The organism is Devosia sp. 1566 (assembly GCF_004005995.1).
GTDB lineage: Bacteria > Pseudomonadota > Alphaproteobacteria > Rhizobiales > Devosiaceae > Devosia.
This window is the reverse complement of the sequence record NZ_CP034767.1, coordinates 1095708-1112808: the sequence shown is the minus strand read 5'-3', so window position 1 is coordinate 1112808 and position 17101 is coordinate 1095708. Positions and strand designations below refer to the sequence as shown.

17 protein-coding genes are annotated in these 17101 nt (G+C 63.4%); 7 read left to right on the top strand and 10 right to left on the bottom strand.

Features of this window, described 5'->3' with window-relative positions; translation table 11 throughout:
- Positions 1-2: 2 nt before the first annotated feature.
- The 4 genes from ELX51_RS05365 to ELX51_RS05350 form a co-directional block, all read right to left on the bottom strand.
- On the bottom strand, positions 3-1238 hold the full coding sequence (locus ELX51_RS05365) for a cyclopropane-fatty-acyl-phospholipid synthase family protein (RefSeq protein WP_127752558.1): 1236 nt from the start codon (positions 1236-1238) through the stop codon (positions 3-5).
- A gap of 145 nt (positions 1239-1383) precedes the next feature.
- Entirely contained in the window at positions 1384-3174 is a 1791-nt protein-coding gene (recJ, locus tag ELX51_RS05360; RefSeq protein ID WP_127752557.1) for a single-stranded-DNA-specific exonuclease RecJ, read from the bottom strand.
- 126 nt (positions 3175-3300) lie between these two features.
- Positions 3301-4284: a class II fructose-bisphosphatase gene (gene glpX / locus ELX51_RS05355; protein ID WP_127752556.1), complete on the bottom strand. Its 984-nt coding sequence runs from the start codon at positions 4282-4284 to the stop codon at positions 3301-3303.
- A 41-nt stretch (positions 4285-4325) separates the two neighbouring features.
- Complete coding sequence (locus ELX51_RS05350) at positions 4326-5666, bottom strand: homoserine dehydrogenase (RefSeq protein WP_248305319.1); 1341 nt, start codon at positions 5664-5666, stop codon at positions 4326-4328.
- A 501-nt stretch (positions 5667-6167) separates the two neighbouring features.
- On the opposite strand from ELX51_RS05350, the gene ELX51_RS05345 reads away from it, so the two are divergent.
- The 5 genes from ELX51_RS05345 to ELX51_RS05325 all read left to right on the top strand — a co-directional run bounded on the left by ELX51_RS05345 (position 6168) and on the right by ELX51_RS05325 (position 8891).
- The gene (locus tag ELX51_RS05345) at positions 6168-6557 is read left to right on the top strand and encodes an AtpZ/AtpI family protein (RefSeq protein WP_127752554.1); all 390 of its coding nucleotides are present in this window, start codon (positions 6168-6170) and stop codon (positions 6555-6557) included.
- A 25-nt stretch (positions 6558-6582) separates the two neighbouring features.
- Positions 6583-7359, top strand: a complete 777-nt coding sequence (locus ELX51_RS05340) for a F0F1 ATP synthase subunit A (protein ID WP_127752553.1) — start codon at positions 6583-6585, stop codon at positions 7357-7359.
- A gap of 61 nt (positions 7360-7420) precedes the next feature.
- Complete coding sequence (locus ELX51_RS05335; protein ID WP_127752552.1) at positions 7421-7648, top strand: F0F1 ATP synthase subunit C; 228 nt, start codon at positions 7421-7423, stop codon at positions 7646-7648.
- A gap of 101 nt (positions 7649-7749) precedes the next feature.
- On the top strand, positions 7750-8400 hold the full coding sequence (locus tag ELX51_RS05330) for an ATP F0F1 synthase subunit B (protein ID WP_127752551.1): 651 nt from the start codon (positions 7750-7752) through the stop codon (positions 8398-8400).
- Positions 8401-8405: 5 nt separating this feature from the next.
- Positions 8406-8891, top strand: a complete 486-nt coding sequence (locus tag ELX51_RS05325) for an ATP F0F1 synthase subunit B (protein ID WP_127752550.1) — start codon at positions 8406-8408, stop codon at positions 8889-8891.
- A gap of 819 nt (positions 8892-9710) precedes the next feature.
- On the opposite strand, the gene ELX51_RS05320 is transcribed toward ELX51_RS05325, so the two are convergent.
- Positions 9711-10925 (bottom strand): LL-diaminopimelate aminotransferase, encoded by a 1215-nt coding sequence (locus ELX51_RS05320; protein WP_127752549.1) that lies wholly within the window; start codon positions 10923-10925, stop codon positions 9711-9713.
- A 411-nt stretch (positions 10926-11336) separates the two neighbouring features.
- Between ELX51_RS05320 and ELX51_RS05315 the strand changes: the two genes are divergently transcribed.
- A complete protein-coding gene (locus ELX51_RS05315) occupies positions 11337-12641 on the top strand; it encodes a glycosyltransferase (RefSeq protein WP_164854767.1) in 1305 nt (434 codons plus the stop codon).
- A gap of 64 nt (positions 12642-12705) precedes the next feature.
- Here ELX51_RS05315 and ELX51_RS05310 read toward each other — a convergent pair whose 3' ends face one another.
- The 4 genes from ELX51_RS05310 to ELX51_RS05295 form a co-directional block, all read right to left on the bottom strand.
- Positions 12706-13344 carry an SdpI family protein gene (locus ELX51_RS05310; RefSeq protein WP_127752547.1) on the bottom strand — a complete coding sequence of 213 codons (639 nt, stop codon included), beginning with the start codon at positions 13342-13344 and terminating at the stop codon, positions 12706-12708.
- 206 nt (positions 13345-13550) lie between these two features.
- Complete coding sequence (gene rpsI / locus ELX51_RS05305) at positions 13551-14033, bottom strand: 30S ribosomal protein S9 (protein ID WP_127752546.1); 483 nt, start codon at positions 14031-14033, stop codon at positions 13551-13553.
- The gene (gene rplM / locus ELX51_RS05300; RefSeq protein WP_127752545.1) at positions 14033-14497 is read right to left on the bottom strand and encodes a 50S ribosomal protein L13; all 465 of its coding nucleotides are present in this window, start codon (positions 14495-14497) and stop codon (positions 14033-14035) included. Before rplM ends, rpsI begins: the two co-directional genes overlap by 1 nt.
- Positions 14498-14646: 149 nt before the next feature.
- Complete coding sequence (locus ELX51_RS05295; protein WP_248305251.1) at positions 14647-15774, bottom strand: COX15/CtaA family protein; 1128 nt, start codon at positions 15772-15774, stop codon at positions 14647-14649.
- Between the two features lie 79 nt (positions 15775-15853).
- On the opposite strand from ELX51_RS05295, the gene ELX51_RS05290 reads away from it, so the two are divergent.
- Entirely contained in the window at positions 15854-16063 is a 210-nt protein-coding gene (locus tag ELX51_RS05290; protein ID WP_127752543.1) for a DUF2842 domain-containing protein, read from the top strand.
- Here the strand turns inward: ELX51_RS05290 and ELX51_RS05285 are convergent.
- Positions 16060-17094 (bottom strand): polysaccharide deacetylase family protein, encoded by a 1035-nt coding sequence (locus ELX51_RS05285; protein WP_127752542.1) that lies wholly within the window; start codon positions 17092-17094, stop codon positions 16060-16062. The two genes, ELX51_RS05290 and ELX51_RS05285, sit on opposite strands and share 4 nt — an antisense overlap.
- Positions 17095-17101: the final 7 nt, after the last annotated feature.

Below are 17101 nucleotides of genomic sequence, written 5' to 3'. Positions count from 1 at the left end.
GCTCAGGCCGGACGGCGGTACTGGTAGATTCCAACATCGATGCAGCCTTCGGTGAAGCCCGCTTCGCAGTAGCTGAGGTAATAGATCCATTTGCGGCGGAAGTGCTCGTCATAGCCGAGCGGCGCGATCATGGGCCAACGCTCAAGGAAGCGCTCACGCCAGAGCCGGAGGGTGCGAGCATAGGAGAGGCGGAAGGTTTCGACCTGTTCGAGCACGAGGCCATGCTGCTCGCCGCATTCGCGCATCGCCGTCTTGGTCAGCAGCATGCCGCCGGGGAAGATATAGCGCTGGATGAAATCGGGCCCGCTGCTATAGCCGGCAAAATCGGCCTCATCGATGGTGATGGCCTGAATGGCGGCGGTGCCGCCGGGCTTGAGCCGGTCATGGACCGTCTGGAAGTAGCTCGGCCAGTGTTCCTGCCCCACCGCTTCGATCATTTCGATCGAGCCGATATGGTCGAACTCGCCGGTGGTGTTGCGATAATCCTCGAAATGAAGCTTGGCGCGGTCATCGAGGCCCTGGCGGCGCAGGCGCTCCTGGCCGAAGCGCAGTTGTTCGGCGGAAAGAGTGATGCCGCGCAGATTGGCGCCATAGTCGCGCGCGACGGTTTCGGCAAAGCCGCCCCAGCCACAGCCGATTTCCAGGACGCTCGAGCCGGGGGTGATGCCGGCCATGTCGGCGACGCGGTGATATTTGGCGAGCTGGGCTTCCTCGAGACTTTGGTCCCCGGAGGTAAAGACCGCCGAAGAATAGGTCATGGAGGGGTCGAGCCACTGCCCGTAGAAATCATTGCCGAGGTCATAGTGCTCGGCGATATTCTGCTTGGAGCCATCGAGCGTGTTGCGGCGCGAGAGATGATAATGCAGATCGCCGGCCGCCTTGCGGAAGATGCCGGGATTGGCCCGCTGAATGATATCGCGGTTCTGCAGAAAGAAGCGGAACAAGGCGGTAAGGTCGTCGACTTCGATGTCGCCATTCATATAGGCGGCGGCAAAGCCAACCGTGCCCCGCTGCATGGATTCGCTCAGAACCCGGAAATTGTTGAGGCGCAACACGGCATGTAGGCCGGTAGCGGGATTGCCCAAGGTTCGTGTGCGGCCATTGGGGAAGATGATCGTGACGCCGCCATGCCGGGGCGCGTTGACGACGCGGGAGCCGATTTGCTCGACGGCCCAGGACAGTATCGCCGTCAGAGGTTTGCTGCCGGCGGCGGTATTCGTGACTGCAGTTTTACGCATAAACGCTTGCCCAGCTACCTGGCAGCGCTGCAGAGCGACTGCCCCGAGATAGAACCCCCTCCCTGGCGCGCTGTCGGCAGTGCGACAAAGAGGCCCATGCGCTTAATTTACGCAGCCCACAAGCAGATGCAAGCCTCAGTTCACCTCACGGGGCAGGCACGGCTAGATCGGTGAGGCGAAACTGCACCTGTTCGCGGCCCTGATAATGGTCGATCGAAAGCCCGCCGGCGAAATGCAGCGGCCGGTCGGAATTGGCCAGCAGGGCATCGCCGATCGGGGTGCCCGCAGCACGAAAGGCAATGGCCTTGAGCCGCGCGCCATCACCCGAGGTCAGCGAAAAGCTGACATGGCCGCCCTTGCCGACAACCTGGGCGAACTTGGCGCGATGGGCTGGAAAGGCAAAGAGGGGGGAAGGATTGCCGGCGCCGAAGGGCCCTGCCCGCTCGACTTCATGCACAAGTTCAAGCGCGGCGCCGCGGCTGGTGAGCGCGGCATCCACCGGCAGGCTCGTGGCGCGGCGGGCGGTGCCCACAGCGGACCCCAGCGCTTCAAAAAGGAAGGAGCGGAAGGGGCCGAGTTGGCCGGGGCGGATGGTGACGCCGGCCGCCATGGCATGGCCGCCGCCCTTGGGTATGAGGCCGGTTTCCACCGCTTCGATCACGGCACGCCCCAGATCGACGCCCGGCATGGAGCGGCCCGAGCCGGTGCCCGAGCCATCGGGCTGGAGCGCAATGGCAAAGGCAGGGCGCTCAAACCGTTCGCGCAGGCGGGCCGCCACAAGGCCGACAATACCGGGGTGCCAGGCGGCGGAAGCCAGCACTAGCACCGGCGGGCCTTCGCCATTGCCGATTTCGAGTTCGGCGACGCGCGTGGCTTCTTCCACCGCTTCGATCTCGATGCGCTGGCGTTCATTGTTAAGCTCATCGAGCCGGGCGGCGATGGCGAGGGCGTGGTGCTCGTCGGTGAGGGTGAGGAGTTCGGTGCCCAGGGCGGCATTGCCGATGCGCCCGCCCGCATTGATACGCGGGCCGATCAGAAAGCCGAGGTGATAGGGATTGAGCGGACCGTTGACCCGGGCGGCGAGCGCGAGGGCGGCAATGCCCAGATTGTCGCCGCGCCGGGCGATCTGGAGCCCACGCACCACAAAGGCGCGGTTGAGGCCCACCAAGGGGACCACGTCGCAAACAGTGGCGAGAGCGACAAGATCAAGGAGGCGCATCAGATCGGGCAGACCGGAATGGCCGCGCGTGCGCAAGAGGCGGTTGACGCCAACCAGCACCATGAAGGTGACGCCGGCGGCGCAGAGATAGCCAAGACCCGAAATGTCGTCGGGCCGGTTGGGGTTCACCAGGGCGGTAGCGGGCGGCAAATCGTGGTCGGAGAGATGGTGGTCGATCACCAGAACATCGACGCCGCGATTGCGGGCATGGGCGATGGGGGCATCGCTGGTGGTGCCGCAATCGAGGGTGATGATGAGGCGCGCGCCGCCATCGATGAGCTTGTCCATGGCGGCAATATTGGGGCCATAGCCTTCAAAGATGCGGTCGGGAATGTGAACGTCCGGAGCGGCGCCGAAATGGTGGAGGAACCGGGCCATGAGGGCGCAGGAGCAGGCGCCATCCACGTCGTAATCGCCGAAGAGGGCGATGGGCTCGCCCGCCTCGATTGCCGCGACGATGCGCTCGGCCACGGCGTCCATATCGGTGAGGGTCGACGGGTCGGGCATCAGCTCGCGCACGGTGGGCTCGAGATGCCTTTCGGCGCCATCGAGACCCACGCCGCGGGCGGCGATGATGCGCGCGAGGATCTCAGAAATCCCGGTGCGCTGGCTGATGGCCGTGGCGATGCGCGTGGTGTTGGGATCGAGGCGATCGACCCAGGCGCGGCCGGACAGGGAACGGGAAACGTCGAGAAAGTGGCGGGGAAGCTCCAGCATGGCGCAGAGTTAAGCTATATTGGAGGCAATTTCGAGGGGCGAGCGGCCGGCGCGGCAAAGCGGCCCGTACGCCCGCCCGAGGCGGGAGCAAAGAGCAGACTTTCCGGGTAGCCCGGAAAGTTTGGTTCAACGGGCGTGGCGGGCGCGGATCCAGCGGACGGTCTGGGACCAGGAGCGCATGACGATGGTGGAGGTTTCCACCGCATTGCGGCTGAGGCGGATGCCATCGAGCAAGGTGCCGTCGGTAACGCCGGTGGCGGCAAACAGCACATCGCCGGCGGCGAGTTCGCCTGCCTCATAGATCCGCGCTGGATTGGTGATGCCCATGCGGTGGGCGCGCTCGCGCTTGGCGGGGGTATCGAGAATGAGCTTGCCCTGCATCTGCCCGCCAATGCAGCGCAGTGCGGCAGCCGCGAGCACGCCTTCGGGCGCGCCACCGGAGCCGAGATAGATATCGACGCCGGTCTGGCCGGCATTGACGGCGTGGATGACCCCGGCGATGTCGCCATCGCTGATGAGCTTGACCGCGACGCCGGCAGTGCGCAGCTCCTCGATCAGGGCGGAATGGCGGGGCCGATCAAGCACGATGGCGGTGATTTCGCTCAGCGGCACACCCTTGGCCTTGGCCAGGGCGGTAACATTTTGGGTCGCGGTCCAATCAATATGGACGGTGCCGGGCGGATAGTCCGAGCCGATGGCGATCTTGTGCATGTAAACATCGCGGGCGACGTTGAGCAGCCCCCCGCGTTCGGCCATGGCCAGCACGACGATAGAATCGGGCTGGTTCTTGGCGCACAGGGTGACGCCTTCGAGCGGATCGACGGCGATATCGACCTGGGGACCCGCACCGGTGCCGACGCGTTCGCCGATGAACAGGCGTTCGCATTCATGCTCTTCGCCTTCGCCGATGACGATACGGCCATCGATGGCAACGGTGGCAAGCTCGTCGCACATGCCCCCGACGGCGGCCTCATCGGCCGCTTGTTCGTTGCCCTTGCCGCGCCACTGGGCCGCGGCGATGGCGCCCCGTTCGGTGACGCGAACGAGCTCCAGCGTCAGGCTGCGGTGAAGATTGGCCGGGCTCTCGGCCTCGACCTTGCTTAGTTTCATGCTGGCTCCCCCCGGGCCCTGTTCTTATCCCGGTGGGAGTGTCAGAGCATTTCGATCCGGATCAACTGCGGTTCACCCACTATGAACCCGTCAGCGGCGATCTGCGCAAGCGATTCACGCACATCCGATTCCAAAGTCCGCTGTGTGATCATCACCACAGTGCGGACAGGCGTACCGTCTTCGGCCACAGCCTTAACGCCAAGATCGGACCGTTGAATGACGGAATCGATGGAAATCGAGCGCTCACCCATGCGGGTGGCAATGGCGGCGAGGGCCCCGGGCACGTCCTTGGCGCTGAGGCGGATATAATAGCCGCCTTCATGGGCCCGCATGGGCGCCTGTTTATAGGGCATCAACTCTTCGGAGGGCACGCCGAGCGGGGGCACGCGGGTGCCGCGGGCGATGTCGAGAATATCAGACAGCACCGAAGCGGCGGTGGGCGGGCCGCCGGCGCCGGGGCCGGCGAGGAGCAGTTCGTGGACGTGATCGGTTTCGAGCGCGATGGCGTTCATCACCCCGTCGACGCCGGCAATGGCCGAGCCTTTGGGCACGAAAGTGGGGTGAACGCGCTGCTCGATGCCGTCTTCGGTGCGCTGGGCGATGCCGAGGAGCTTGATCTTGTAGCCCAGCTCGGCGGCGACCTTGATGTCGTGCTGGGTGATGCGCGAGATGCCTTCCACATGGATCTTGTCGGGGGCGATCTCGTAGCCAAAGCAGAGGGTGGCGAGGATGGAGAGCTTGTGGGCGGTGTCAAAGCCCTCGACGTCAAAGGTCGGATCGGCTTCGGCATAGCCCAGGGCCTGCGCGTCCTTGAGGCAATCGGCAAAGGAAATGGCCTCATTGCCCATGCGGGTGAGGATATAGTTGCAGGTGCCGTTCATGATGCCAAAGACCTTGGCGATGCGGGCCGAGCCCAGGCCTTCACGCAGGGTCTTGATGACGGGAATGCCGCCGGCAACCGCGGCTTCGAAGCCGAGCTGGGCCGAGGATTCTTCGGCAAGGCGCGCGAGGGCAACGCCGTGCTTGGCGAGGAGCGCCTTGTTGGCAGTGACGACGGGGCGGCCGATCTCGAGCGCGGCTTTCACCGCAGCAAAGGCCGGGCCGTCTTCGCCGCCGATCAGCTCGACGAAGAGATCGATGCCGTCGGATTTGGCCAGGGCCACGGGATCGTCGAACCATTCAAGGCCCGAAATATCAATGCCGCGGTCGCGCGAGCGGGAACGGGCGGCAACGGCCGTGACGACGATCTGGCGGTTGAGCTTGCGCGTGAGTTCGGCACCGTCGCGCTGCAGGATGCGCACGAGGGTCGCACCGACATTGCCGAGGCCCGCAACGCCGATGCGCAGCGGCGGGGCGGTTTCCCCTTCCCCGAACTCCTGCATCGCGCGCAAAATGCGGGCGCGGGTTTCGCTGCGCGGCTCGCGCCCTTCGCGCAGGTCGAACACAAACAGCGGATCGCCCGCCACGGTGCGCCCGAACCGGGTCGGGGTCCAGCCGCGTGCGGCAATGAAAGATTCAACAGACTGGCGGAAAGACTTGATATCGCTCATGGGCGCGCATCTGCATAGGAAATGACCTAGAGGTCAATAGGAGTTCACCGACGAGCGCTATCGCGATTGCGCCGGCCAGTCCACAGGCAGGAATGGCGCCGAATGGGAGGCCCGGGTGGGGCACAGAATCTGCCCTGCTCGCCTTAACTTTGCCACACCGGGGACAGGACAGCATGCCGCACCCCTAGGTAAAACCGGAAAGGCTATTATTAACAAGCATTTGCGCCAATTGCAGTGTTCTTGACACCCGTAGGGGGCGCCACTATGTTGCGGCCACTTAGAAAAGGGCGCCCTGCCAAGTGCAGGTTCAAGCCGGCCAAGGGGAAGAGGCGGATGCAAGAGCCGCAAGATACCGAAGGTCGGCCCAGTGCTGCAGGGGTAACGCGCGATCTGGCATTGCGCATTGCCCAGGCCAGGCGGGAACGGGAGCGCGAGGACAACAGAGCCTCGCAGGACCATTCCAGGCAGATGAGCGGACTGGCGCGCGGCATGCGCATCGGCACCGAATTCGTCGCCGCCATCATGGTTGGTACAGGTCTTGGCTACCTGATCGACTTGGGATTGGGTTCAAGCCCCTGGGGCATGCTGATCCTGCTGTTGGTGGGCTTTGCTGCCGGAGTATTCAATGTCATCCGCGTGGTGACGGAAATGAACGCCGCTTCACCGCCTCCGCCGGGCTCCGATATGGGGCCCGAGCCGGATGAGGAAGAGCGGATCGATTAGATGATGACGCGCAAGGGGCTCTCCATTGGCCGGTACTGATCCGATCCACCAGTTTGTCATCGAAGACATTTTTCCCATTGCCACGATTGGTGGCGATGGCACCCCCGGCTCGGGGCTGAATATCGCCTTCACCAACTCCTCGCTTTATATGGTGCTGGCAGTGGTGGTGATCACGGGCTTTTTGCTGCTGGCAACGAGCCGGCGCAGCATCATTCCCGGCCGGCTGCAGCTGGTGGCGGAAATGGGCTATGAGTTCATAGCCAATATGCTCAAGAGTTCGGCCGGCACCGAAGGCATGCGCTTCTTCCCCTTCGTGTTCTCGCTGTTTGCCTTCGTTCTGGTGGGCAACCTGTTCGGCATGATCCCCTATGCCTTCACCTTTACCAGCCACATCATCGTGACCTTCGCGCTCGCCATGCTGGTGATCAGCGTGGTGTTCATCTATGGCGTGATGCGCCATGGCCTCAAGTTCTTCAAGCTGTTCGCCCCCGCCGGCATCCCGACCCCGATCCTTTTCATCGTCGTGCCGATCGAAATCGTGTCGTTCCTGTCGCGTCCGATCAGCCTGTCGGTTCGTTTGTTCGGCAATATCCTGGCTGGACACATCACGCTTAAAGTGTTCACCGGCTTTGTGGTGACGCTGGGTGCTGCCGGGTTCCTTGGCTGGATGGGCGCCATCCTGCCGCTCTTCATGGGCGTTGCCCTGACAGCACTCGAATTCCTCGTGGCAGCAGTGCAGGCCTATGTGTTTGCAGTGTTGACTTCGATGTATCTCAACGACGCGGTTCACCCTTCACACTAGGCGTTGAGTTTTTCCCCGGCGAACCCGCCAACTTCTTTGACCCCTCGAAAGGACTACCCAAATGGACGCTGAAGCCGCAAAGTTCATCGGCGCTGGTATTGCAACCCTCGGTATGGCCGGCGCTGCCCTTGGCGTGTCATCCATCTTCTCGAACTTCCTGACGGGCGCACTGCGCAATCCGTCCGCTGCTCCTTCGCAGGTCGGTAACCTGATCTTCGGTTTCGCCGTGACCGAAGCACTGGGCATCTTCTCGTTCCTGGTCGCCCTGATCCTGCTGTTCGTCGCCTAATCCAAGGCAGCACGACGCTGATGCAGCCGGGGCTCTAGACCCGGCTGCCTTTTCTCGACCGGCCGACCGCCGGTTTCTCCGGATCGAACGGAACCAAGCCGATGGCCACGCAAGCCTTCGCCCAAGAGGCGGAAACACCGAGCGAGCAAAACCTCGACACGGTTATTGATGTCCCCCATGGGGAGCCTGTGGAAGGCGCCACGGGGCATGACCCCGCTGCCGAACACCACGGCACCGAAGTGGGCGCCGATGCCCATGACACCGGCGTGTTCCCGCCCTTCGACCCCGCAACATTCCCCTCACAGCTGTTGTGGCTGGCGATCACCTTCGCTGCGCTCTACCTGCTGATGAGCAAGCTGGCCCTGCCCCGCCTCGGTTCGATCATCGACGAGCGCAAGGCACGGCTGGATGCCGACCTGGCTGCCGCCGATGCGAGCCGCCAGAAAACCGATGCCGCCATCGCTGCCTATGAGGCGGCACTTGCCGCCGCCAAGAGCAAGGCGCAGGGCATTGCCACCGAAACGCGCGAATCCATCCAGACCGAACTGGCCGCCAAGCGCCAGGCCGTGGAAGCGGACCTTGCCGGTCGCATGACTTCGGCGGAAGCCCGCATCGCCCAGACCAAGGCAGCCGCCCTCACCCAGGTCGACGATATCGCCGCCGAAACGGCGCAGACCATCGTCGCCCAGCTCGTGGGCGAAGTTTCGCCTGAAAGCGTTCGCGCTGCAGTCGCCAAAGTTGGCAAGGAGTAAGCAGCATGGAATGGATGGATAACAGCTTCTGGGCCACCGTCGCGCTGGTTCTGTTTTTTGCCGTGGCTGCCTATTTCGGCATTCCCAAAACCATTGCCAAACTACTCGACGGCCGGATCCGGCAGATCGCCGATGAGCTGGAAGCAGCCAAGCGGTTGCGCGAAGAAGCCGCCGCATTGTTGGTGGAATATGAGCAAAAGCGTGTTGCGGCCGAAAGCGAAGCGGAGAGCATCATCGCCACCGCTCGGGAAGACGCCGTGCGCCTGACCAATGAAGCCCAGGCCTCGCTGGCTGAACTTGTCGCCCGCCGCACCAAGACGGTGGAAGACAAGATCGCTCAGGCAGAGGCCCAGGCCATTGCCGAAGTGCGCGCCCGCTCCGCCGATGTTGCCATTGAGGCTGCGCGCGTGGTGCTCACCGACGAGATGAACAATCGCGGCGGCCAGGTGGTCGACCGGGCAATTGCCGATGTGGGTTCGCGGTTGAACTAAGGTTTTACGCGAGGGAAGATTGAAGAAGGCGGGTTTTCGGACCCGCCTTTTTGTGTCTTTTGGCGTTGGGGGTACGGCCCCTCCGCCGACCAGAGGCCTGAGATGGAAGCACCGGTTGATCCCCGGGCCTCCACTCTTGTCGATCCGCCTGCACCCCCACCCCTGACCCCTCCCCTTAAGGGGAGGGGAACGGACAGGCTGGTGGTTGGATAGGTATGGATCGGCCAGTCAGCCTCAGCTCGGGATCGGTAGCTTGGCTTAGTGCGCTGCCAGGTTCTTGTGCTTCCCTCCCCCTTGAGGGGAGGGATTGAGGGTGGGGGTCCCTCAGTGGGTCACCCGGCGACCCCCTCCCCTGGCCCCTCCCCTCAAGGGGGAGGGGAGGCAGGCTGATGAGGTTGTGTGGCGGAGGGTTCTTTATGGTGCGCTGTTTGCAGCTCGAGGGTAGCCCAAGCGCCTGAACCCCCACCCCTGACCCCTCCCCTCAAGGGGGAGGGGAACGGAGGGGCTGGTGGGTGGAAGCTAGAGATGCTTAACACAGATTGAGTGTCACTAGCTCAGCGTTGCGGTTGGACGCAGGGCATCCTCACCGCGTGAGTCGTTCGTGACGGTGGGTTAGTTGCGGTTGGGCAGAAGAGTGTTGGCTCTTGGGCTTCCCTCCCCCTTGAGGGGAGGGATTGAGGGTGGGGGTCCATTAGTGGGTCATGCGGCGACCCCCTCCCCTGGCCCCTCCCCTCAAGGGGGAGGGGAGGCAGGAGCCGAGAGATTGGCGCAGTGGGTTAGGTGGGGCGGGAAGTGGATTAACCCCTGCCCTGCCCAAAATCAGGCGGTCAGGGGGACGACGTTGCCGGTGCCGGTTTTGGTGCCGAGGAGCTTTTTGATGTTGCGGGCGGCCTGGCGGATGCGTTGTTCGTTTTCGACGAATGCCAGGCGGATATACTGATCGCCATATTCGCCAAAGCCGACGCCAGGGGCGACGGCGACGCCGGTCTCCTGGATCAGCATCTTGGCGAATTCCAGCGAGCCCATATGGGCGTACTGGGCGGGAATGGGGGCCCAGGCGAACATGGTGGCCTTGGGGACCGGGATGTCCCAGCCGGCGCGGGCAAAGCTTTCCACCATGACGTCGCGGCGCGCCTTGTAGATCTTGCGCACTTCCTCGATCACTTCATCGGAGCCATTGAGGGCGGCAGTGGCGGCGACCTGGATGGGGGTGAAGGCGCCATAATCGAGATAGGATTTGACGCGCGCAAGGGCGGCAATCAGGCGCTCATTGCCGACGGCGAAACCGACGCGCCAGCCGGGCATGGAATAGGTCTTGCTCATGGAGGTGAACTCGACCGAGATGTCGATGGCTCCCGGGATCTGCAGCACGGAAGGCGGCGGGTCCTTCTCGTCGAAATAGATCTCCGAATAGGCGAGATCGGACAGGATGAAGATGTCGTTGGCGCGGCAGTACTTGACCACTTCGGCATAGAAATCGAGCGAGGCCGTATAGGCGGTCGGGTTGGCGGGATAGTTCAAGACCAGCGCGATGGGCTTGGGGATGGAGTGGCGCACGGCGCGATCGAGCGAGCGCATGAAATCTTCATTGGGATCGGCGGGCATGGAGCGCACGACGCCGCCGGCCATGATGAAGCCAAAGGAATGGATGGGATAGGTGGGATTGGGCACCAGCACCACATCGCCCGGGGCGGTGATGGCCGAAGCCATATTGGCAAAGCCTTCCTTGGAGCCAAGGGTGGCGACTACTTGGGTATCGGGGTTGAGCTTGACGCCAAAACGGCGGCCATAATAGCTCGCCTGCGCCTTGCGCAGCCCCGGAATGCCACGGGAGGTAGAATAGCGATGGGTGCGCGGGTCCTTCACCACTTCCTGGAGCTTGTTCACGATGTGCTCGGGGGTGGGCATATCGGGATTGCCCATGCCCAGATCGATGATGTCGACGCCATCGGCGCGCGCCTTGGCCTTGATCGGGTCGATATGGGCAAAAACATAGGGCGGGAGACGGCGGATGCGGTGGAAATCTTCGCTCATGGAATCCTCGGGCGGTCCGGGGTGGGACCTTGCTAGCGACAACGCGCTGGGGCCGCGCAGTCTGCAACAGACTGGCTTATTGTCGCGGAATTATGGTTTGAACAGGGTTAAGCGTTCTCGAAGGGATCGCAGATTTGTTCGGCTCTTCCCGGCCAACAGCGTGGCCCAGCGGGAAGAGCTAGCGGGCGTTCGCCGCTGCCCCGACCGTGGCGGCTGCCACGGGACTGCCGGCGAGCAAGGCTCCAACCAATGCAATCATGTGGGGAACGGCATGACTCTTGCCCTTAAGATGCGACGTAGTTATGAAAACCGGCTAAAGGTTCGTTGTTCATAAATGCTGACCCGGGTATTGTAAATGGTCTGCCGCAGGCCGATTTCCGCACCACATGCAGCGGATGACGAGGTCCAATCTTGAAGCGCATAGCCTTGGTGACGATTGGAACGCAAGGCGACGTTCAACCTTACCTGGCCCTCGCAATCGCCCTGCAGGAGCGCGGTTACGAGACGGTGCTTGGGGCTTCCGAAGAGTTCAAGGACCTGATCGAAAGCCGGGGCGTCGAATTCCATTCCCTCGGACCCTCCATCCAGGCATTTTTGCAGCAATCGCGGTTCGAGAACGCGATGAGCCAATCCATGCTGATCAATGCGCCCGCGCTGTTGCGCCAGGGCCAGCAGATCGTGGATACGGCGGCGCGCCACGCCTGGAATATGTGCCAGGGGTGCGACGCGATCATCATTAACATGAATACCAGCTTTGGCATCGACATTGCCGAAGCGCTCAAGATTCCCGCGATCATGACGGCGCTGCAGCCGCTCAACTCGACCAGCGAGTTTCCGCTCTGCATGTATTATGTGGGCAATGATCTGGGGCCGGCGCTCAACAAGCTGTCCTATACGGCGGCGACCGTGCAGCAGGCCTATTGGAACCTGCCGCGCAACAAGCTGCGGCGCGAGCTGATGGGGCTAGATGCGCGGCTGATGGGCGGGCTGTTCACCAATACCGAGGGCACGCCGCTGACGACGCTTTATGCCTATTCGGAAGCTGTATCGCCGCGGCCGCGCGACTGGCCCAAGACCGCGCTGGTGACGGGCTATTGGCAGCTCAAGACGCATGATGACTGGCACCCCTCCCCCGAGTTCCAGCGGTTCCTGGCTGCCGGGGATGCGCCGGTTTATATCGGCTTTGGCTCCATGCCCTTCGGGGCGGAGCGCAATACGCAGATTTTGAAAGAGGCCGTGCGGCTGTGGGGCGGCCGGGCGGTGGTGGCGCGCGGCTGGGGCGGGATCGATCCGTCCGATTTGCCCGACAGCATCTTTGCCTTCGAAAAGGCGCCGCATGACAAGCTGTTCCGCTATGTCAGCGGGGTGGTGCATCACGGTGGGGCGGGCACAACCTCGGCGGGGCTGCATCTGGGGCGGCCGACCTTTGTGGTGCCACAGGCGATCGACCAGCCTTATTGGGGGCGGCGCGTGTATGAGATGGGCTGCGGGCCCAAGCCGGTGCGGTTGCGCAAGCTGACCGCCGAGATATTGGCGGCCGCGCTGCAGGACCTCAGCACCAACGAGACCTATCGGCGCAATGCCGGCGAGATCGCCGAATTGCTGCAGGCCGAGGACGGCACGGGCAAGGCGATCGACGTGATCGAAGGCGTGATGGCCAATTACAAGCCGGTGCGCACCAAGCCGCGGCGCCCGGCGCTCAAGCTCGTGGGCTGAGGCGCGTTGCGAGACAAAGAAAAAGGGGAGGCAGGGGCCTCCCCTTTTGTTGATGCCGGGCCTGTTACAGGCGGCGCGTCAGTGCACTGAGGGTCGCGCCCAGCAGGGGAACGGCCAGCAGGCTCGCGCCCATGGCCAGAACCAGTGGGCCGGCCCCGGCATCCATCCAGCCGAGCCAGATCAGGAGGCAGGCCAAGGCTGCGCAGGACAGGCCGGTCAGGCGGTGGACGAGGCGCCAGGCGCGTTCGGAGGCGATCGGCCAAGGCAGGCGCAAGCCGCGATAGGTGTGGCGCTCAGCCTCAAACAGCACTGCGGCCAGCACGAGGAGGACGCCAGCCAGCACAAAGGCGGTGGCGCGGAAAAAGTCGAGATCGGAGCCGACACCCTGCATCAGAAGGGCGAACTGGCATGCCGTGGCAATGGCAAGCGCGAGGGTCAGGGCGGGATCGAGGATGTGGCGGGTATCGGCCAATTGCTTATTGGACAGGCGACGACCGAGCAGCCAGAAGCCGCCCATCAGCGCCAGTTCAACCATCGGGGGGACCGCCAGGGCAATGTCGCGCGGCCAGGCCCAATCGGCGGTGCTGCCCTGCCAATGGGCCACAAAGACATAGCCCTCGGGCACATGGATGAGGGCGACCCCGGCGATGGCCAGGGTGACGCCAAACAAAAGCAGGTGGAAGCGGGTAACGAGGCTGGGCATGGCGGGGGTCCGGAGGCCCGTCACATATAGGCGGGTGGGGGAGGATGGGAAGTGGGGATGTGGGCGCCTCCCCTCAAGGGATGGAAGCGATGGGGGGAGATAGGGATGAGCATCTGGTGCGGGACTAAGCAGCACGAGCCTTCACCGCAAAAGAAAAGGGCCGGTTGCCCGGCCCTTTTCGTAGTCGCGAATGAAAAATCCGAAGCTTAGCGCTTGGAGAACTGGAAGGACTTGCGGGCCTTGGCCTTGCCGTACTTCTTGCGCTCGACGACGCGGGCGTCGCGGGTCAGGAAGCCGCCCTTCTTGAGCACGGGACGCAGGTCCGGCTCGAAGAAGTTGAGGGCCTTGGAGATGCCGTGACGAACGGCACCGGCCTGGCCGGACAGACCGCCGCCGGCAACAGTGACGGTGACGTCATACTGGTCGGTGCGTTCGGTCGCGACGATGGGCTGCTTGACGATGAGCTGCAGCACGGGACGAGCGAAATAGGCAGCGAATTCGCGGCCATTGATCACCAGATTGCCCTTGCCCGGCTTGATCCAGACGCGTGCAACGGCGTTCTTGCGCTTGCCGGTGGCATAGGCGCGGCCCTGCGCGTCGAGCTTCTGGACATGGACGGGAGCGGTGTTGACGGCCGGGGCAACAGTGGAAGTGCCAAGGTCTTCAAGAGAGTTGATGGTCTCGGCCATTACTTAGCCCTCACATTCTTGGAGTTCATCGCGGCAACATCGAGCTGCTCGGGAGCCTGAGCCTCGTGGGGATGCTCGGCACCCGAATAGACGCGCAGATTCTTGAGCTGGGCGCGGGTCAGCGGGCCACCAGGCATCATGCGGCGCACGGCGTTTTCCAGAACGCGCTCGGGGAAGCGGCCTTCCAGCAGCTCGCGGGCAGTCCGGTCCTTGATGCCGCCGGGGTAGCCGGTGTGCCAGTAAAAGCGGTGCTGATCGAGCTTGCGGCCGGTCAGCTTCACCTTGTCGGCATTGATGACGATGATGTTGTCACCCATGTCCATGTGAGGCGTGAAAGTGGGCTTGTGCTTGCCGCGCAGACGCGAAGCGATGATTGACGCGAGGCGGCCGACGACCAGCCCTTCGGCGTCGATCAGGAGCCACTTCTTGTCGATCTCGCTCGGTTTTGCCGAGTAAGTGGTCATGTTGATATCCTTAGAAAGCTATGCCTGCCGACGACCACTCACGAGCGGTTTCCGGCATGTTCGACTGGCCGTGTAGTGGGAGAATGAGCTCCCGTCAAGTACGAATAAAATCGCCAGCAGAAACAAGCGCTTACAGACGCGGTATTATATTACCGCATCGATTCTGCAAGGCCGACTGAGACGGGGGAAGCCGTGCGCTGGACGCCAGCTGAGCGCGCGGCGCGTAGCAGATCGGCCAAGTATAGCGTTACCGCGCCGGCGAGGATGAAGGCCACGGCCTGGTGGGCCACGGCAAGGTCGATCTGCACCTGGGACAGGAGGGTGGAAATGCCCAGGACTACCTGGAGCAGCACGATCACAGCGAGGCGCGGCAGCCAGCGGTGAACGCCGGCAAAGCCCCCTGCCCTCGCCTGCGCCCAAAGCAGCCAGACCATATACAGCACGATGCCGTAGGCGATCATGCGGTGGTTGAACTGAACGGTCAGGTTGTTCTCGAAAAGATTGCGCCAGCCCGGCTGCATGGCCCCAAGGCCGTTGGGAACAAGGGCACCGTCCATGAGAGGCCAAGTATTATAGCCCATGCCGGCATCAAGCCCGGCAACAAAGGCGCCGGCCGCGATCTGGATCATGATGAGAACAAGAAGCAGCCCGGCGCTCCAGAGGTGCTTGGCACTCACCTGCCCCGTTACCGGCCTTGGATCGATGGAGCGGGGCACATAGGTCAGTGCGATCAGCAGTACGCCGGCAGCCGTGAGGTGAGCGGCGAGGCGGTATTGCGACACCGAGGTGAGTTCCGTCAGCCCCGAAGACACCATCCACCAGCCCAGCGCGCCCTGAAAACCACCGAGCAGGAAAAGGCCGAACAGCGGCAGCGCCAGCGTGCGCGGCAGGCGCTTCTGGAACAGGAAAACAACGAAGGGCACAATGAAGAGGAAGCCCAGCACCCGGCCGAGCAGGCGGTGGAACCACTCCCAAAAGAAGATCATCTTGAAGTCGGCCAGCGACATCCAGGTGTTGTTGACCTGATATTGCGGGATCTGCTTGTAGGCTTCGAATTCTGCGAGCCAATCGGCTTCGGTCAGCGGGGGAATGGCGCCGGTGATCGGCTTCCAGCTGGTGATGGACAGGCCCGATTCGGTTAGCCGGGTGATGCCGCCCACAACCACGATCAGCAACACAAAGGCGGCCAGGCCATAAAGCCAGATGCGCACCGGACGCAGGCGATCGGCGGCTGGCGAAATGGCAGGGCTCAGTGCGGCATCGTGGACAAGAGTCACGGGTGTATTCCCGGTATCGTGAAAGGCTGCCGAGTGGTATGCCCGGCCATCCTTTCTCGCAACAGGCGCGTTGCCGCACATGACCCAGCGTAACCGCAAGTTGATCGGCATCGTTTTGCTGCTGGGATCCATCGTGGCCTGGTTGTGGATCGGCACGGCGATCTATCTGCAACTTCCGCCGGACCTGCATCCGCTGGTGTTGATCGTTTATTTTCTGGTGGTGGGCATGGGCTGGTGCTTGCCGGCCATGGCGATCATCCGCTGGATGGCCAAGCCCGACAGCGCTTAAGCACCGATCTTGCCCAGCCAGGTGAAGAGCGCCCCGGTCGCAAACACATCCACATAGCGACGGTTTTGGAAGAGGCCATTGAGCGACACGCGTGGGAGCGCGTGGAGCGTCTGGGCGTGGTGCGGGTAAAGCCCGCCCGGCCGGGTGGTGACGGCCGAAGCAAAGCCGAGTTCGCGGGCGGCGGCGAATTCGCGCTCCCCGGCCGAGGCCGGGCCGCCGATGGGATAGGACAGATGGGCCGGGCGGGTGCCGAGGCGGGTGCCGATGATTTCGGCGGAGCGCTGCATTTCCTCGCGGGCCTCGTCCGGGGGAAGCTTGGCGAGTTCATAATGATGCACAGTGTGGGCGCCGATGCTGCAGAGCGGATTGGCGGCAATCGTGGCGAGTTCGGCCCAATCCATGATCAGTTCGCGGCAATGAGCGGCCAGATCAAAGCCGTGGTCGGCGGCGAAACGATGGAGCAGCGCGACGCGGTCGGGCTCGGGCATCTGGCGCATACGCCAGTAGAGTGCATCGTAGGCGGCTTGTTTCTCGGCTGTTGTCAGGGCGTCGCGCGGGGCGGGCTCGTCAGCGATGGCGATGCGGTTATTGGCGGCGGTGATGTCCTCGATGGCCTGCCACCAGACATCGCCAGTGCCATCGACCAGGGCGGTGGGTACATAAAGGGTAAAAGGAGCCGCGTGGCGCTCGAGGATGGGCAGCGCGTAGTGGAGATTGTCCTTGTAGGCGTCGTCAAAGGTGAGAACGGCAAAGGGGCGGGTCTTGGCAGGGGCGGCCAGGCGCGCGATGGCCTCATCGAGGGAGACAATGTCGACCCCGAGGTCGCGCAGCCGCTCGATCACGTAGTCCAGGAAGGCGGGCTCGATCTGGAGGATCGCGTTGGGCGAGAAATCGGGCGGGGTTTCGGGCAAGACGCGGTGGAGCGTGAAGATCACGCCCCGCGCGCTCGACAGCGTGCGCACAAGGCCCGGTAGCCGGGACAGCCACAAGGCCTCGAACATGGCCCGGATGGCGGTGTATTTGAGCGACATGGCGCGG

Coding starts and splice junctions, on each gene's coding strand:
- recJ (WP_127752557.1), bottom strand. CDS start 3,174: ATGCTGGAGCTTCCCCGCCACTTTCTCGACGTTTCCCGTTCCCTGTCC.
- ELX51_RS05350 (WP_248305319.1), bottom strand. CDS start 5,666: ATGCAGGAGTTCGGGGAAGGGGAAACCGCCCCGCCGCTGCGCATCGGC.
- ELX51_RS05330 (WP_127752551.1), top strand. CDS start 7,750: ATGGCCACGCAAGCCTTCGCCCAAGAGGCGGAAACACCGAGCGAGCAA.
- ELX51_RS05320 (WP_127752549.1), bottom strand. CDS start 10,925: ATGAGCGAAGATTTCCACCGCATCCGCCGTCTCCCGCCCTATGTTTTT.
- ELX51_RS05310 (WP_127752547.1), bottom strand. CDS start 13,344: ATGCCCAGCCTCGTTACCCGCTTCCACCTGCTTTTGTTTGGCGTCACC.
- ELX51_RS05335 (WP_127752552.1), top strand. CDS start 7,421: ATGGACGCTGAAGCCGCAAAGTTCATCGGCGCTGGTATTGCAACCCTC.
- ELX51_RS05365 (WP_127752558.1), bottom strand. CDS start 1,238: ATGCGTAAAACTGCAGTCACGAATACCGCCGCCGGCAGCAAACCTCTG.
- glpX (WP_127752556.1), bottom strand. CDS start 4,284: ATGAAACTAAGCAAGGTCGAGGCCGAGAGCCCGGCCAATCTTCACCGC.
- rpsI (WP_127752546.1), bottom strand. CDS start 14,033: ATGGCCGAGACCATCAACTCTCTTGAAGACCTTGGCACTTCCACTGTT.
- rplM (WP_127752545.1), bottom strand. CDS start 14,497: ATGACCACTTACTCGGCAAAACCGAGCGAGATCGACAAGAAGTGGCTC.
- ELX51_RS05325 (WP_127752550.1), top strand. CDS start 8,406: ATGGAATGGATGGATAACAGCTTCTGGGCCACCGTCGCGCTGGTTCTG.
- ELX51_RS05290 (WP_127752543.1), top strand. CDS start 15,854: ATGACCCAGCGTAACCGCAAGTTGATCGGCATCGTTTTGCTGCTGGGA.
- ELX51_RS05345 (WP_127752554.1), top strand. CDS start 6,168: ATGCAAGAGCCGCAAGATACCGAAGGTCGGCCCAGTGCTGCAGGGGTA.
- ELX51_RS05285 (WP_127752542.1), bottom strand. CDS start 17,094: ATGTCGCTCAAATACACCGCCATCCGGGCCATGTTCGAGGCCTTGTGG.